This window comes from Salinispora fenicalii (assembly GCF_000514815.1).
Classification (GTDB): domain Bacteria; phylum Actinomycetota; class Actinomycetes; order Mycobacteriales; family Micromonosporaceae; genus Micromonospora; species Micromonospora fenicalii.
Window position 1 is genome coordinate 179138 of sequence record NZ_AZWQ01000018.1, and the last position, 15143, is coordinate 194280.

Annotated in this window: 13 protein-coding genes and 1 pseudogene; 8 read left to right on the plus strand and 6 right to left on the minus strand. The window is 71.3% G+C overall.

The window, feature by feature from the left end:
* Nucleotides 1–93 precede the first annotated feature (93 nt).
* Genes B116_RS0108900 through B116_RS0108920 form a run of 5 tightly spaced genes read left to right on the plus strand, consistent with a single transcriptional unit; the run spans nt 94 to nt 6169 of the window.
* Nucleotides 94–1539, plus strand: a complete 1446-nt coding sequence (locus B116_RS0108900; RefSeq protein ID WP_027659851.1) for a prenyltransferase/squalene oxidase repeat-containing protein — start codon at nt 94–96, stop codon at nt 1537–1539.
* A complete protein-coding gene (locus B116_RS0108905; RefSeq protein ID WP_027659852.1) occupies nt 1536–2465 on the plus strand; it encodes a hypothetical protein in 930 nt (309 codons plus the stop codon). Before B116_RS0108900 ends, B116_RS0108905 begins: the two co-directional genes overlap by 4 nt.
* Nucleotides 2458–3606 carry a CbiQ family ECF transporter T component gene (locus B116_RS0108910; RefSeq protein WP_027659853.1) on the plus strand — a complete coding sequence of 383 codons (1149 nt, stop codon included), beginning with the start codon at nt 2458–2460 and terminating at the stop codon, nt 3604–3606. Before B116_RS0108905 ends, B116_RS0108910 begins: the two co-directional genes overlap by 8 nt.
* Nucleotides 3603–5237, plus strand: coding sequence for an ABC transporter ATP-binding protein (locus B116_RS0108915; RefSeq protein ID WP_027659854.1), 1635 nt, complete (start codon nt 3603–3605; stop codon nt 5235–5237). The genes B116_RS0108910 and B116_RS0108915 overlap by 4 nt, the downstream gene beginning before the upstream one ends.
* Nucleotides 5234–6169, plus strand: a complete 936-nt coding sequence (locus tag B116_RS0108920) for an ECF transporter S component (protein WP_027659855.1) — start codon at nt 5234–5236, stop codon at nt 6167–6169. The genes B116_RS0108915 and B116_RS0108920 overlap by 4 nt, the downstream gene beginning before the upstream one ends.
* Here B116_RS0108920 and B116_RS28970 read toward each other — a convergent pair.
* Nucleotides 6145–6327: pseudogene (locus B116_RS28970) on the minus strand (hypothetical protein); the annotation flags it as partial. The gene B116_RS0108920 and the pseudogene B116_RS28970 sit on opposite strands and share 25 nt — an antisense overlap.
* 135 nt (nt 6328–6462) lie before the next feature.
* Here B116_RS28970 and B116_RS0108930 point away from each other — a divergent pair.
* The gene (locus B116_RS0108930; protein WP_027659857.1) at nt 6463–6870 is read left to right on the plus strand and encodes a RidA family protein; all 408 of its coding nucleotides are present in this window, start codon (nt 6463–6465) and stop codon (nt 6868–6870) included.
* On the opposite strand, the gene B116_RS0108935 is transcribed toward B116_RS0108930, so the two are convergent.
* On the minus strand, nt 6871–7263 hold the full coding sequence (locus B116_RS0108935; protein WP_027659858.1) for a winged helix-turn-helix transcriptional regulator: 393 nt from the start codon (nt 7261–7263) through the stop codon (nt 6871–6873). It abuts the gene before it with no gap.
* 353 nt (nt 7264–7616) lie between these two features.
* Between B116_RS0108935 and B116_RS0108940 the strand changes: the two genes are divergently transcribed.
* A complete protein-coding gene (locus tag B116_RS0108940) occupies nt 7617–8450 on the plus strand; it encodes an alpha/beta fold hydrolase (protein WP_027659859.1) in 834 nt (277 codons plus the stop codon).
* Nucleotides 8451–8637: 187 nt separating this feature from the next.
* The gene (locus B116_RS0108945; RefSeq protein ID WP_027659860.1) at nt 8638–9108 is read left to right on the plus strand and encodes a Dps family protein; all 471 of its coding nucleotides are present in this window, start codon (nt 8638–8640) and stop codon (nt 9106–9108) included.
* 15 nt (nt 9109–9123) lie between these two features.
* On the opposite strand, the gene B116_RS0108950 is transcribed toward B116_RS0108945, so the two are convergent.
* The 4 genes from B116_RS0108950 to B116_RS0108965 form a co-directional block, all read right to left on the minus strand.
* Nucleotides 9124–10269, minus strand: a complete 1146-nt coding sequence (locus B116_RS0108950; RefSeq protein WP_027659861.1) for an RNA polymerase sigma factor — start codon at nt 10267–10269, stop codon at nt 9124–9126.
* Entirely contained in the window at nt 10266–10676 is a 411-nt protein-coding gene (locus tag B116_RS0108955; protein ID WP_027659862.1) for a YciI family protein, read from the minus strand. Before B116_RS0108955 ends, B116_RS0108950 begins: the two co-directional genes overlap by 4 nt.
* Before the next feature lie 178 nt (nt 10677–10854).
* The gene (locus tag B116_RS0108960; protein WP_027659863.1) at nt 10855–12267 is read right to left on the minus strand and encodes an alpha/beta hydrolase; all 1413 of its coding nucleotides are present in this window, start codon (nt 12265–12267) and stop codon (nt 10855–10857) included.
* Nucleotides 12268–12416: 149 nt separating this feature from the next.
* Entirely contained in the window at nt 12417–15098 is a 2682-nt protein-coding gene (locus B116_RS0108965) for a penicillin acylase family protein (protein WP_027659864.1), read from the minus strand.
* Between the last annotated feature and the right edge of the window lie 45 nt (nt 15099–15143).

A 15143-nucleotide genomic window follows, 5' to 3' on the forward strand; every position in this document is an offset into this window, starting at 1 on the left:
TCCACCCCGCTCACCGCAGCACGCGGAGCGGGGTTTTCGTACCCCGGGGTGCTTGCCGGAGCTCACCGACTGCTCTAGAAAGGCACCCCCACAATGGCCCTGTCCCGGCGCCTCGCCACCGGTCTCGGCGCGGTCGCGGCAACCACCCTCGCCGCGGTAGCCGCCGCACCCCTGACTGTGGTGGCGGCCCCCGACCCGCACCACGCCGCCGCGGCACGCGCGGCGGCGTCCTGGCTTGCAGACGAATTCACCGATGGCGTCCTGCCCGGCCCGTTCAACCCGGAGGACTGGGGGCTGACCATCGACGGCATCCTCGCGCTCGCCGCCACCGGGGTTGACCCGTCGACCCGGCAGGCGGCGACCGCGCAGGTCGCGGCGAACGTGCGCGCCTACAACAGCTACGACCACTGGGGCATCGAGGGCTTCACCGACGGCGGGGCGACCGCGAAGCTGCTCTACGTCGCCTCCGCCTCCAGCGCCGACCCCACCGACTTCGGCGGCTACGACCTACGGGCCGAAACCCTGTCGCTGATCGCCGGAGCGGACATCGACCACCAGCGGGGACGGATCACCAGCGCTACCACCCCACAGACCGGCCCGGACCCGAGCAACACCTTCGACCAGTCCTTCGCCGTGCTGGGCCTGACCCGCAGCGGCGGCGTACCGCAGGACGCGGTGGACTTCCTCATCCGGCAGCAGTGCGCGGTGGGCGGCTTCCGCCTCTACCCGGACACCGCCAACGGGCCCTCACCCTCCTGTGACGACCAACCCGACGCCACCCTCGACGTCGACTCGACCGCGATGGCCGTACAGGCGTTGCTGAGCGCCGCCGAGGACGGCGCCGCCGGCGCCGCCGGCGCCGCCGACGCGGGCGCGGACTGGCTGGCGTCCCAGCAGCACGCCGACGGATCGTTCGGCGGCTCCGGACCGACCACCGGGACGAATTCCAACAGCACCGGCCTGGCCGGGCAGGCCCTCGCCGCCGCCGGCCGCGACCCGGAGGCTAACGAGGCGGCGGTGGCGCTGGCCGCGCTACAGCTGACCGCGGCGGGCGGCGGGGCGGCTGCCGCGGAGGCGGGTGCCATCGCCTACAACACCGACGGGCTCACCGCTGCCGTCGCCGACGGGCTCGCCGACAACGACCGGGACCAATGGCGCCGGGCCACCGCCCAGGCTCTGCTCGGGCTCGCCCAGGTGCCGCTGGGTCGGCTCGGCCTCGACCCACCGCCGACCGGGCAGCCCACCCCGACCGGCACCGCCTCGCCCACCGCGTCACCCACCGCCTCGCCGACGGCCACCGGATCGCCGACCCCGACCGGCACCGCCAGCCCGACGCCGAGCGCCACCGGGACCGTCCCGTCCGAGACACCCTCGGCGTCGCCGACCAGCAGCGCCCCGGTGACACCGACGCCGACCACCTCCAGCCTGGGTGGGCTGCCGACCACGGGCGCGGCGATCACCAGCTACGTATTGCTCGCGGTGCTGCTGCTCGGTGGCGGCGTGGGGCTGCTCATCCTCGGCCGTCGGCGGGCGAATTGAGCCGCAGGACGCTCCGCGGCTCAGCAGCCGTCGCCCTGGTCGCCGCCGGCTCGGTGATCGGGCCGGGGAGCCCGGCGGCGGCCGCCGGGTCCGCCGGCTACTGCCCGGACGCCTCCGGCGTCACCGTCGTGGTCGACTTCAACGAACTCGGGGGCGGGACCGTCGTCCGCTGCGCCCCCGGCAGCCAGGCCACCGGGTTGGCGGCGCTGAAGAGCGCCGGATTCCAGATCACCGGCACGCTGCGCTGGGGCGAGGGATTCATCTGCCGGATCGAGGGCAAGCCGTCGGCCGACGCGGAGAAGTGTGTCGACACGCCACCAGCCAGTGCGTACTGGTCGTACTGGCACGCCCCGAACGGGGGCAGCTGGACCTACAGCGACAAGGGGGTGCTCAACCGGACGCCCCCGGCGGGCAGCTTCGAGGGCTGGTCGTTCTCCCTCAACCGCGACCCCAACGACGCCCCCCGCCCGGGGGTCACCCCGAGCCGCCCCGCACCACCACCGCCCACCTCGCCACCGGCACCGCCGGCATCACCGCCGCCGAACGACGTACCGGTGGCACCGCCGCCGGCGGGCGGAGACGTCGCGCCGCCACCCGCCGACGATGGTCAACCCGGTGCCGCCGACGGCGGCCAGCCCGACGCGGCCGGCGGGCCGCCCGGTGCCGCCGGTGGACCGACCCAGACCGTCGGCCCGTCGGCTTCGGCCACCGCCGCGCCGTTGGCCAGCGCGGCGGGCCTCCCGTCCCCGGAGACCGCCACCGCCTCAGCGCAGCCGGGCTCCGCCGACGAGCCCATGCTGACCGCCTCCCGCGAGGAGGGGGGCGTACCGCTGGGCACGCTGGCCGGGGTACTGCTGCTGGCCGCGCTCATCGCCGGAGGCCTGGTCGCCGCCCGTCGACGGCGGGCCGCCGACCCGGATGACTGACGCCGCGGTGGGCAGCTCCCCGACCGTCGATCGGTGGTCGGCCCGCTGGTCCGCCTGGCGACTGCCCCGCGGGCTACACCCGGGCGCCTGGTGGCTCTGGGCGCTCGGGCTGGCCACCGCGGCCAGCCACACCACCAACCCGCTGGGGCTCACCCTGCTGGTCGCGGTCACCGCGCTGGTGGTCATCCAGCGACGTGGGCACGCTCCCTGGGCGCTGGCGTTCCGGATGTACGTCTGGCTCGGCGTGGTGATCGTCGCGATGCGGGTGGTGTTCCGGATCGTCCTCGGTGGCGGGCAGGGCGAACACGTGTTGGTCCGGTTGCCGGAGATCCCGCTGCCGGAGTGGGCGGCGGGCATCCGTCTTTTCGGGCCGGTCGCCGCCGAGCAGGTCCTCGGCGGGTTCTACGACGGGCTCCGGTTAGCGACGATGCTGATCTGCCTGGGGGCGGCGAACGCGCTGGCGAACCCGAAGCGGCTCCTCAAGGCCGTACCGGGAGCGTTGTATGCGGTGGGCACGGCGGTGGTGGTCGCACTGTCGGTCGCCCCGCAGCTGGTGGAGAGTGTGCTGCGGGTCCGGCGCGCGCGTCGGCTGCGGGGCGCGTCCGGGCGGGGGATGCGGGCGTTTCGGGGAGTCGCGCTTCCGGTCTTGGCCGACGCGTTGGACCGGTCGCTGGCCCTCGCCGCGGCGATGGACTCACGCGGCTACGGCCGGACCGCGGCGGTCCCCGCCGGGCAGCGCACGGTGACCGGCACGTTGGTGCTCGGCGGCCTGCTCGGCGTCTGCGCCGGCACCTACGGGCTGCTCGACACCACCGGGCCCGGCTATCTGGGGCTGCCGCTGCTCCTCGCTGGGCTGGCCGCCGCCGTCGGGGGCATGCTGCTGGCCGGCCGCCGGGTCCGCCGCAGCCGCTACCGGCCGGACCGCTGGCAGCTGGCCGAGCTGCTGGTCGCCGGGTGTGGGATCGCCGCGGCCGGCCTGATGGTGCTGGCCGGCACGGTCGACCCGGAGCGGCTCTACCCGCCGGTGAGCCCGCTCACCTGGCCCGAACTGACCCCCCTGCTGCTGCTCGCCGTCGCCGTCGCGGCTGTCCCGGCCTGGCTCGCGCCACCGCCGACGCCTATCCCGAAAGATCGCGCATGATCACATTTGACCGGGTGACCGTCCGCTACACCGAGGACGGACCACCGCCGCTGCGGGACGTGACGCTGACCGTCGAGGAGGGGGAGCTGTGCCTGGTCGCCGGGCGCACCGGGGCCGGTAAGTCGACCCTGCTGCGGGCGATCAACGGGCTGGTGCCGCACTTCACCGGCGGCACCCTGCACGGTTCGGTCACCGTGGACGGCCGGGCCACCCGCCGGCACCCGCCCCGCGACCTCGCCGATGTCGTCGGCGTGGTCGGCCAGGACCCGCTCGCCGGGTTCGTCACCGACACGGTCGAGGAGGAGCTGGCGTACGGCATGGAGCAGCTTTCCCTGCCGCCGGCGATGATGCGCAAGCGGGTGGAGGAGACGCTGGACCTCCTCGGCATCGCCGAGCTGCGCGACCGGCCACTGCGGACCCTCTCCGGCGGGCAACAGCAACGGGTCGCCATCGGCGCCGTCCTCACCAGCCACCCCCGGGTCCTGGTACTCGACGAGCCCACCTCCGCGCTGGACCCCACGGCCGCCGAGGACGTCCTCGCCGCGGTCACCCGGCTGGTCCACGATCTCGGCGTCACCGTGGTGCTGGCCGAGCACCGGCTCGAACGGGTCATGCAGTACGCCGACCGCCTGCTCTACCTGCCCGGTGACGGGCGCGTGGTCAACGGGCCGCCGGCGACGGTGCTGGCCGGCGTGGAGCTGGCCCCACCCCTGGTCGAGCTGGGCCGCCTGGCCGGCTGGGACCCGCTGCCGCTGTCGGTACGCGATGCCCGCCGCCGCGCCGCACAGCTGCGTGGGCGGCTCGCCGACGCAGCGCCCCCCGCGCCGACTCCCGCCCCGGAGCCGACCACGGCGCTGAGCGCACGGAAGATCGTCGTGCGGTATCCGGGCACCGTCGCCGTGGCCGGCGTTGACCTCGACCTCCAGGTCGGCCAGGTCGTCGCCTTGATGGGTCGCAACGGCTCCGGAAAGTCCAGCCTGCTCTGGGCTGTGCAGGGCAGCGGCCCCCGGCAGGGCGGCGCGGTGAGGGTGACCGGCTCAACGGGGGCCGTCGTCGACCCCGAGAGCCTGCCGGCGCACCAGGCCCGCCGGCAGGTCGGGCTGGTTCCGCAGACCCCGGGCGACCTGCTCTACCTGGAGACGGTCGATGGCGAGTGTCACCAGGCCGACCAGGAGACCGAGGCGGCGGCCGGCACCTGCCGTGCCCTGCTGGACCAGCTCACCCCTGGCCTGCCCGGTGACCGGCACCCGCGGGACCTCTCCGAGGGGCAGCGGCTGGCGCTCGCGCTCGCGGTGCAGCTCACCGCTGCCCCGCCGGTGGTGCTGCTGGACGAACCGACCCGCGGCCTGGACTACCTCGCCAAGCAGCAGTTCGTCTCGCTGGTGCGCGGGCTGGCCGCCGCCGGGCGCAGCGTGGTGGTGGCGACGCACGATGTGGAGCTGGTCGCGGCGCTGGCCGACCGGGTGATCGTGATGGCCGACGGTGAGATCGTGGCCGACGGCAGCACCGCGGAGGTCATGCTCGCCTCGCCCGCGTTCGCCCCGCAGGTCGCCAAGGTGCTCGCCCCGGCGCCGTGGCTGACGGTGGGTCAGGTCGCCGCCGCGCTGGTGGCGGAGCGGGAGCCGGCGTGAGTGTGCTGCGGGTCGCTCCGCGCACCGCCGTGGTGCTGGTGCTCGCGTCGGTCGCCGCGCTGGCCACCTTCACCTGGCCGCTCTTCGTCCCGGTGCAGCCGGAGAACACCGCCCGCGCCGGGGAGGCGCCGCTGGTCTTCGTCGTCATGTTGCCGGTGTTGGTGGCACTGGTACTGGCGGAACTCACCTCCGGGGGAATCGACAGCAAGGCCCTGGCGATGCTTGGGGTGCTCGCCGCGGTCAACGCCGCGCTGCGCCCACTCGGTGCCGGTACCGCCGGGATCGAGACAGTGTTCTTCCTGCTCGTCCTCGCCGGCCGGGTCTTCGGACCGGGGTTCGGCTTCCTGCTCGGCTCCACATCGCTGTTCGCCTCCGCGTTGCTCACCGCCGGTGTCGGCCCCTGGCTGCCGTTCCAGATGCTCGCCGCCTCCTGGGTGGGTCTGGGCGCCGGCCTGCTTCCCCGCCGGCCCCGCGGTCGCGCCGAGGTAGCTCTGCTGGCCGGGTACGGCGCGGTCGCCGCCTACGGCTACGGGTTGCTGATGAACCTCTGGTTCTGGCCGTTCAGCGCCGGCGCGGATACCCAACTCTCCTACGTGGCCGGTGCGCCGATCCTGGAGAACCTGCACCGCTTCGTTTTCTTCACCGCGGTGACCTCGACCTTCGGCTGGGACACCGGACGGGCGATCACCACCGCCGTGCTGATCGCCCTCGCCGGCCCGGCGGTGCTCGCCGCGCTACGCCGCGCCGCCCGCAAGGCCGCCTTCGGTGCTCCGGTGACCTTCGCCGCACCCGAGCCGGGACTGCCGGCGTCGCTACCGACCGCGCTCCTGGCCGCGCAGGCGGGGAAGCCCGCCGCGGGCCAGCCCGCGGGCCGCGACGATCGCCAGCACCGGTGGGACCAGCACCACCCGCTGGGCAGCAGGGTGACGTGACCGCTCTCGGCCAGGGCGTCGTTGAAGACCACGGCGTCCCCCTGATCCAGGGCAGCCACCTCGGCGGTGGTGGCGGCCCGACCGGTCACCAGCCGTACGACCTCCGCCCCGCCGACGGCGATGTCACGCTGCTCGTGCACGCGCAAGAGGTTGGGATCGGGCTCTGGACACGGCTGGGCTAGCTGGTTACCGAAAGGTTCTTGGGGTTCGGAAAAGTGCCTTCTTCCCTGCTTACGACCGGTTTCCTATGGTGTTCTAGTAACTGAAAGAGAGCTACGAAGGAGGCAGTCATCATGGCCGTAACCCTGGTTAACCCGAGCGGACTTCCCGTGGTCGACGTGTACCGGCAGGTGTCGGTGGCGACCGGTTCCAAGCTGATCCACATCGCTGGGCAGGTCTCCTGGGACGCCGACGGTAAGACGATCGGCGAAGGCGACCTGGCTGCCCAGGTCGAGCAGTGCTACCTCAACATCGGCACCGCGCTGGCTGGCGTCGGGGCGTCCTTCGCCGATGTGGTGAAGTTGACGGTGCATGTCGTCGACTGGACCCCGGAGCGGATGCCGGAGTTGCTCGAGGGCATCGCGCGGGCGTCAGCCAAGCTGGGCACCACACCCCTCGCTCCGGCCTCGCTGTTCGGGGCCGCGGCGTTGGATGTTCCCGAACACCTGGTCGAGGTTGAGGCGACCGCCGTTCTCGACTGATCAGGACTGTGAGGCGTCGAAGCGGCGCCGTGCGGACTCGATGTGGCTGAAGTGGCGTTGAGTCCAGCCGCACATGCCGTCGACGACGCTACGTAGTGCCTCACCCGCCTCGGTGAGGGTGTACTCGACCCGGGGCGGGATGGTGGGATACACGGTCCGCTCGACCAGGCCGTTGCGTTCCAGCATCCGCAGGTTCTGGGTGAGCATCTTGTGGCTGATGCCGCCGACCTGGTCGCGTAGTTCCCCGAAGCGCATGGTGCCTTGTCCGAGGAACTCGATGATCAGGAAAGCCCACTTGTTGGCCACGTCGGAGAAGATCTCTCGCCCCAGCGAGTCGGCACGCGCCAGATCGGCCTCCGGCAGCAGTTCGCTCGCCTCGTGTCGGGTACCCATCCGTTCACTCTCCACCAGATCCCCAGTAACCACAAGAGAGTAGTGGTCAAACAGGAACAAAGGGCGTCTCCGCAGAGTGCCCTGGCCGCAACCACGACGGCACATCCACGGCGTGAACGCCGCGGCCGCGGTAGAGCCGGCGGGTGTTCAGCGAGTGCCCGTGGATCACCTCGTCGGTCGGTGACGGTGAGGGTGGACCGCCCTCACCAGTAGTTAGAGCTCCCAGTGATTTGGTCGTATGACGCTTGTCACTGCGGGTATATCAGCAAAAGCTAGCACCGAGAACGTTCGTTCTCTAGAGTTCTTTACGACGCGAGAACGATCGTTCTCGCCTTTGGTTTGGGAGGCCTGTCATGCCGTACATCACCGTCGGGACCGAGAACAGCACCAACATCGACGTGTATTACGAGGACCACGGTCAGGGACAGCCGGTGGTACTCATCCACGGCTACCCGTTGGACGGGCACTCGTGGGAGAAGCAGTCCGCGGCCCTGCTCAAGGCCGGCTACCGGGTGATCACCTATGACCGGCGGGGTTTCGGTCAGTCCAGCCAGCCCACGGTCGGCTACGACTACGACACCTTCGCCGCGGACCTGAACACCGTCCTGCAGACCCTGGACCTCACGGATGTGGTGTTGGTCGGGTTCTCCATGGGCAGCGGTGAGGTGGCCCGCTACCTGTCGCGCTACGGCTCGGCCCGGGTTGCCAAGGCCGCGTTCCTGGCCTCGCTGCAACCGTTCCTGCTGCAGACCGACGACAACCCCACCGGGGTGCCGCAGGACGTGTTCGACGGCATCCTCGCCGCGGTCACCGCGGACCGCTACGCCTACTTCACCGACTTCTACCGCAACTTCTACAACACCGATGACACCCTCGGCACCCGCCTGTCCGAAGAAGCCTTGCGCAACAGCTGGAACATCGCCGCCAGCGCGTCCTGGCACGCCTCCAGCGCCGCCGTGCCCACCTGGATCACCGACTTCCGCACCGACATCCCCAAGATCGACGTACCAGCGCTGATCCTGCACGGCACCGCCGACAACATCCTGCCCATCGACGCCACCGCCCGCGAATTCCGCAAGCAGCTACCCGACGCCGACTACATCGAAATCGACGACGCACCCCACGGCCTGCTCTGGACCCACGCCGACGACGTCAACCAGGCCCTGTTGACCTTCCTCGCCAAGTAACCCTGCCGAGAACAGAGGCCTCAGCCCGGCGAGGTGCCCTACCGGGCCGAACGCCGCGGGCAGGCGTCGGCACCCCACCCGGGGCCGACGCCTGCCAGTGGCGCCCACATGAGCCCCGAAACCACCCTCACCCCCACAGCCGAGGCCGGCTCCGGCCGCTCCCTACTCGCCTGAAAGAGATCCGCTGATGTCCACGACCATCGCCCCCACCGTTGCGCCCACACCCACTCCCGGCAGTGTCGGCGGCATCCTGCAGCAGACCCTCATCGACCTACTCGACCTCGTCCTCCAGGCCAAACAAGCCCACTGGAACGTCACCGGGCCTCGGTTCCTGCCCCTACACCAGCAACTCGACGCCCTCGCCGACGCGGCACGTGAACACGCCGACACCATCGCCGAACGCGCCGCCGCCATCGGCACACCACCCGACGCACGCGCCACCACCATCGCTGCTACCAGCCGGCTACCCCAGTTGGACACCGGCGTATTACCGGACGACACCGTAATCGACAAGATCGGCGAGCTCCTCACCACCACCGGCGCCGGAATCCGCCAAGCAATCGAGGCCACCGCCGACGACCCCATCACCCAGGACCTACTCATCACCGCCGGCCACACCATCGAACACCAAGCCTGGCTTCTGCGCTCCCAGCGATAACACGTCGACCGCTGCTCAACTCCGCGGGTGCGAGTTGAGTCGGGCCGCCTGTCGCGCGAGGTGGTCGCGCTCGGGGCGGCTCGGCGCCGAACGGGCGGCCTCGGCGTAGAGCCGGGCCGCGGCTACCGGGTCGCCCGCCCGCTCGTGCAGGTACGCCGCGACGGCGGCGTACCGGGGCAAGGCGGGGTCAAGTCCCGCCAGAGCGGCCATACCGGCCCGCGGGCCGTCGGCCTCCCCGAGCGCGACCGCCCGATTGAGCCGGGCCACCGGGCTGTCGGTGAGGCGCACCAGTTCGTCGTACCACTCGACGATCTGCCTCCAGTCGGTCTCCTCGACCGTCCGGGCGTCGGCGTGCAGTGCGGCGATGGCGGCCTGCGCCTGGAACTCTCCCAGCCGGTCGCGGGCGAGGGCCTTCTGAAGCACCTCGACCCCCTCACCGATCAGGTGGCGGTCCCATCGGCCGCGGTCCTGCTCGGCGAGAGGCACCAGCCGGCCGTCCGGGCTGGTGCGCACCGGACGCCGGGCGTGGTGCAGCAGCATCAGCGCCAGCAGGCCCGCGACCTCCTCATGATCAATCTGGGCGGCCAGTTGACGAGTGAGCCGGATCGCTTCGGCGGCCAGGTCGACATCCCCGGAATAGCCCTCGTTGAAGACCAGATAGAGCACGCGCAACACCGTGGCGACATCACCGGGCTGGTTGAGTCGGACACCCGAGACCGTCCGCTTGGCCCGGCTGATCCGCTGGGCCATGGTCGCCTCCGACACGAGGTAGGCCCGCGCGATCTGCCGCGTGGTCAGACCGCCGACCGCGCGCAGCGTGAGCGCGACCGACGAGGCCGGTGTCAGAGCAGGGTGCGCGCAGAGGAAATACAGCTGCAGCGTGTCGTCCACCGCCTCGACCGGCCCGGGTACGGGCCCGCCCTCGACGCGGACCTCGCGCCGCCGCCGGGAGGTGTCAGCGCGGGCGGCGTCGAGGAACTTGCGCCAGGCCACGGTGATCAACCAGCCCCGGGGGTCCTGCGGCGGATTCGCCGGCCACCCGCGCACCGCCTCGACCAGGGCGTCCTGCACGGCATCCTCGGCCGACGCGAAATCCGCACCGCGCCGGACGAGAACCCCGATCACCGCTGGTACGAGATCCCGCAGCAGTTCCCCGTTCACTCCGCCATAGCCGCCGGCACGCCGTAAAACGGTCGGACCTCCAGCCATTCGTGGATCGGCTCACCGCCCGGCCCGGGGGCCGCCGACAGCTCCCCCGCCAGCTCCACCGCCCGGTCCCACGACTCCACGTCAATGACGTACCACCCGGCGATCAGGTCCTTGGTCTCGACGAACGGCCCGTCGGTCACCGGTGGCCGCCCCTCGCCGTCGTACCGCACGAACGCACCACCGGGCGATAGTGCCTGAGCGTCAACGAATTCGCCCGTCTCCTTCAGCCGCGCCCCGAAATCCTGCATGAACCGCATGTGCGCGTCGACCTCGTCCGGTGTCCACTGTTCCATCGGAGCCCGGTCCACGGCGGGCGCCGGGCCACCCCGGTAGTGCTTGAGCAGCAGATACTTGGCCATCAGCTTCTCCTGACGAAGCGACATCTCCGGCGGTAATTCCGCGCGGGAGGCGGGCAGACTCCGCGCGGGGGCGGGCAGACTCCACGTCCCCCGCGCGGAGACTACTGCGAATCGATCGATCAGGCCTTCTGCCGCACGGGACCGGCAAGAACTTCTTGCCGACCAGCCGACGGCCGGTTCACGCCGCCGGGCACCGCGCGCCGGGGGCGGGCAGCGTCACGTCAACGAGGTAACGGTCCACCACGGCCTTCGTGCAGTCGGTGCGCTGGTAGATGCCGTGGCCCCAGCCCTCGTACGTCACCAGGCGCCCATGCCGGCCAAGGTGCTGGGCGACGTTGGTGGCCCAGTTGTAGCCGGTACGGGGGTCGTGCAGGGCGTTGAGCAACAGCAACGGAGTACGGGTCCGCACCTGCGGTACGTGCGGGGGGTTCCGGACCGGCGACGGCCAGCCGAGGCAGGTCTGCACCGCCAGCAGCCCGCCGCCGTACCGGATATCCGGCCCGGCGGCCGCGGCCGCCCGGACCAGGCCGGCGTACTCGGTGTAGTCGCGGACCGGGGCGGGCCAATCCGCGCAGAAGGCGGCGAAGGAGAGGGGAAGATTCGGCTCGTCGGGCGGGCTGCCGGCCTCCATGTCACGCACGTCGACCGCCAGCTCCGACCAGTCCGGACCGGCAAGCAGCTTGAGCGCCACGGCGGTGACGTCGAAGGCGGTACGCGGCGCGTACTCACCCCGATCCGCCCGGGCCAGCACCTCGGCCCAGACCGCCCGCACGTCTCGACCGTGCAGCACGCACTCGGTTGAGCTGTCGCACCAGGAGACAAATTCGTCGAACGAGTCCTGCAGCGTGGCTGCCTGGGTGCGGACGAAGGAGCGCAGCCCCAGGCTGTGGTCGAACACGCCCTCCAGCACGACGGCCCGCGCCCGGTGCGGGTACTGCTCGGCGTACTGCTGGCCCAGCAGGGTGCCGTAGGAACTGCCGTGGAAGGAGATCTGTCGCTCGCCCAGTGCTCGCCGCAACGCCTCCAGATCGCGCACCGTGCTGAGCGTGTCGGCGTGGTCGAAGACCGGTGTGGTTGGCCGACACCGCTCCCAGAACGCCTGGTTGTAGGCCACCATGGCATCGAAGTCAGCCTGGCTGCCCAGCGGGACCGGCGGCTTGGGCAGCGTCGGGTCCGGGCTGCAGTCCGGTGCGGCGCTGCGGGCCACCGTCCGTGGGTCGAAGCTGACCACGTCGAACCGGTCGAGCAACTCCTCGCTGAACCGATATCCCTCGAGGATCCGGCGCACTCCAGAGTCTCCGGGGCCGCCCGGCCCGAACACCAGCGTGCCCACCCGTTGCGCCTGCTCCCGCGCGGGCCGACGCGCCACGGAGAGCTCGAAGGTCGGGCCGTGCGGGCGGGACCAGTCCACCGGCAGGCGGAGCTGGGCGCACTCCACCGTGCCGTCCGGGGCGGGCGCTGGTAACTCGTCCTGGCATTCGCCCCAGGACAGGGTGGGTGGCACGGGGGGCGGGTCGGCCCGGGCCGGCGCGGACACTCCTGCGACCAGGGTGAGCGCGGCGACGGCGGTGGTCAGGGTACGGCTGGGCATGGCGCCTCCTTCAGAACTACCATGCCGTCCAAATTAGACAGCAAAATCACCCTCGACTATGGGTGTAGCTCCGGATAGGACCCGGAGCCGCACCCCTTAGGGTCACCCCGCTCCGGCGGCCCGCATGCCGCGCGGAAGCCGGTTGGCCGCTACGGCTCCAGGGTGAGCGTTTGCGCCGCCTCCGCCTCGATGCTGGCGCGCTCCCAGCGCATCGGCAGGGTTTCCCCGGTACGCCACAGCTCCAGCTGGTCGTCGTAGTTGCGGTGGAAGGCATGCCCGGAGTTGCCGGTCAGCTGAATCCACCGGGAGGCGTCCAGGTCCGCCAGGTCAACGATCATCCGCATGGACGGAACGGCCTTGACCTCGTACCCGTCGGCGGCGTCCCAGCTGGTGGCGTTGACGATCGAGCCGCCGCCCGAGACGCCGATCGGGTCCGCGTTGAAGAGCCACTCGATGATCCCCACACCCGAGGTGCCGAAGGACTGGTTCCGCACGGTCAACGTGTGCATCCGGCCCCAGCGCCAGTCGGCCGGCTCGTCGCCCTGGTCCCGGGAGAGCTCGTTGGCCGCCGCTTCGGCCGCCGCGCGCAGCAGGTCGTCCCGGCCCTCGACAGCCTCGGTCTCCGACCGGTCCCACCACGGCGAATCGGGCTGGCGGAGCAGACCCCGCACCACCTCGAACGACTGGTCGTTGCCGTCGAGCCGGTAGTCCGCGGGCAGTTCGTCGAAGGTCGCCAGAAGCAGGTGCCGCCAGACGGCGTTGTAGTACGCCGCGGCGGCGGAACGGCGCCCGTCCTCGGTGCCCGACTCTCCCTCCGCCGGCTGCTGGTAGTCCCACTCCGTCCACAGGTCGGTGGCGGACCGGACCAGGCCCGAGGCATCGGCGGCAACAGCCGCCTTGACCGCCGGGACGAGCGTCGGCGCGAAGCCGTTGCGGTTGTCGAACTGCATGGCCTGCACGTCCGCGACGGTGATCTCACCGGCATTCCGGGCCGAGGTGATCAGCTCATAGATGCGCTGGCTGCGGTAGCCGTAATCCCAGTCGTTGGTGAGCAGGTGCGGGTACGAGGGGCCGATGACGGCCTGGTTGGCGGAGACCAAGTAGCCGTCGGGCGGGTTGAGAACGCTCGGCAACTCCGCGAAGGGAATGAAACCCTGCCAGTCGTACGCCGAGTCCCACCCGGGTGCCATCCACCGTCCGTCTCCCTTGCCCCGCACCGGGATCTGGCCGGGGGCCTGGTAGCCGATGTTGCCGTCGATGTCGGCGTAGACGAGGTTCTGCGCGGGCACCTCGAACAGTGCCGCCGCGGCGCGGAAGTCGGTCCAGTTCGTCGCGGTGTTCAGCTTGAAGATGGCGTCGGCGGTCCGGCCCGGCACAAGCGCGGTCCAGCTCAGCGCGATGGCGTAGCCGTCACGCTGCTCGTCGTCGGTGGTCGCCGACTCGTCCGGGCGCGGTTCCGGGGTGGCGGCGACCGACACCGGCGAGCCCGCCGGGTCGACCGGCGGGTTTAGGCCGATCTCGCGCAGTTCGGCCGACGCGTCGGAGAGCAGGGGGCCGTGCCCGGAGGCCCGTACGGTGATGGATACGTCCTCGCCACCGGCGACCTTGATGGTCTCGGTGCGGGTCTCCAGCGGCTGCCACTCTCCGTCGACCTGTACCCGGTCGCCGTCCACCCGCTCCAGGTAGAGGTCGTTCACATCCGGCTTCATGTTGGTGAAGCCCCAGGCGATGCGGGCGTTGTGCCCGATGACCACGCCCGGTATGCCGGAGAAGCTGAAGCCGGAGACGTTGATGTCGCACTCGCAGTGCAGCCCGTTCTGGTACCAGATGCTCGGCATGCTGGGGCCGAGGTGCGGGTCATTGGCGAGGATCGGCTTCCCGGTGTCGGTCAGGTCGCCGCCAATGACCCACGAGTTGGAGCCGATGCCCCGACCGGCGCCCAACATGGTCGGCAGCCGGGAGAGCCCGCCGGCCAGCGCGGTGACCATCTCCGTACCCCCGCCCGCTCCGGCGGTCTCGGTCCCGGCGGTCCCGGTCCCGGCGGGATCCGGGCTGTCAACCGGGTCCGGGGCGGCCGGGCTGGCCTCCTGATCAAAGGCACCAGCCACGACGTCTCCATCGACGACGATCGGCTTGTGTCGATCGAAGGGGTACGCCGGATACAACTCCTCGACCTGCGGACGGGTCAGCCCCTCGGCGAGCAGCGCCGCCCGGGTGATCTCGTCTTTCATGTTGCCCCGTAGGTCCCACGCCATCGCCTTCAGCCAGGCCAGGCTGTCCACCGGGTGCCACGCCTCGATCTCATAGCCCGAGTTCTGCAGGCCGAGTACGGCGTACTCCAGACTCGCCCGGCCCCCGTCGTTCTCGGCGAGCCAGGCGTTCACCCCGTCGGCGTACACCTGCAGGTAGCGCTTGGTTTCCGTGCCGAGGAGGTCCCACTCCTGTTCGGCGACCCGACGCCACCCCATCGTCCGGAGGTAGACGTCGGTCTCCACCTGGCTCTCGCCGAAGAGTTCGGCGAGCCGGCCCGCGGTGAGATGGCGACGGAAGTCCATCTCCCAGAACCGATCCTGCGCGTGGAGGTAGCCCTGGGCACGGAACAGGTCCTCGGCGGTCTCCGCGTACACCTGCGGGATGCCGCGCTCGTCGCGGTGCACGGTGACCGGTGCGGTGAGCGCGGGCAGCCGAAGCGCGCCGTCGTGCTGTGGGAACGCTCGCCGCACCGTCCAGACGGCGGCGAGGGTGAGCACGAGAGCCAGTGCGGTGAGGACCGCCACGGTCCAGAGCGCGACCTTACGCACCCGGGGCGAAAAAATACGTGCAGGATTCACACCGGAATCCTAAGGGTTTAGCGACCCATGCGGTGATCTTGAATA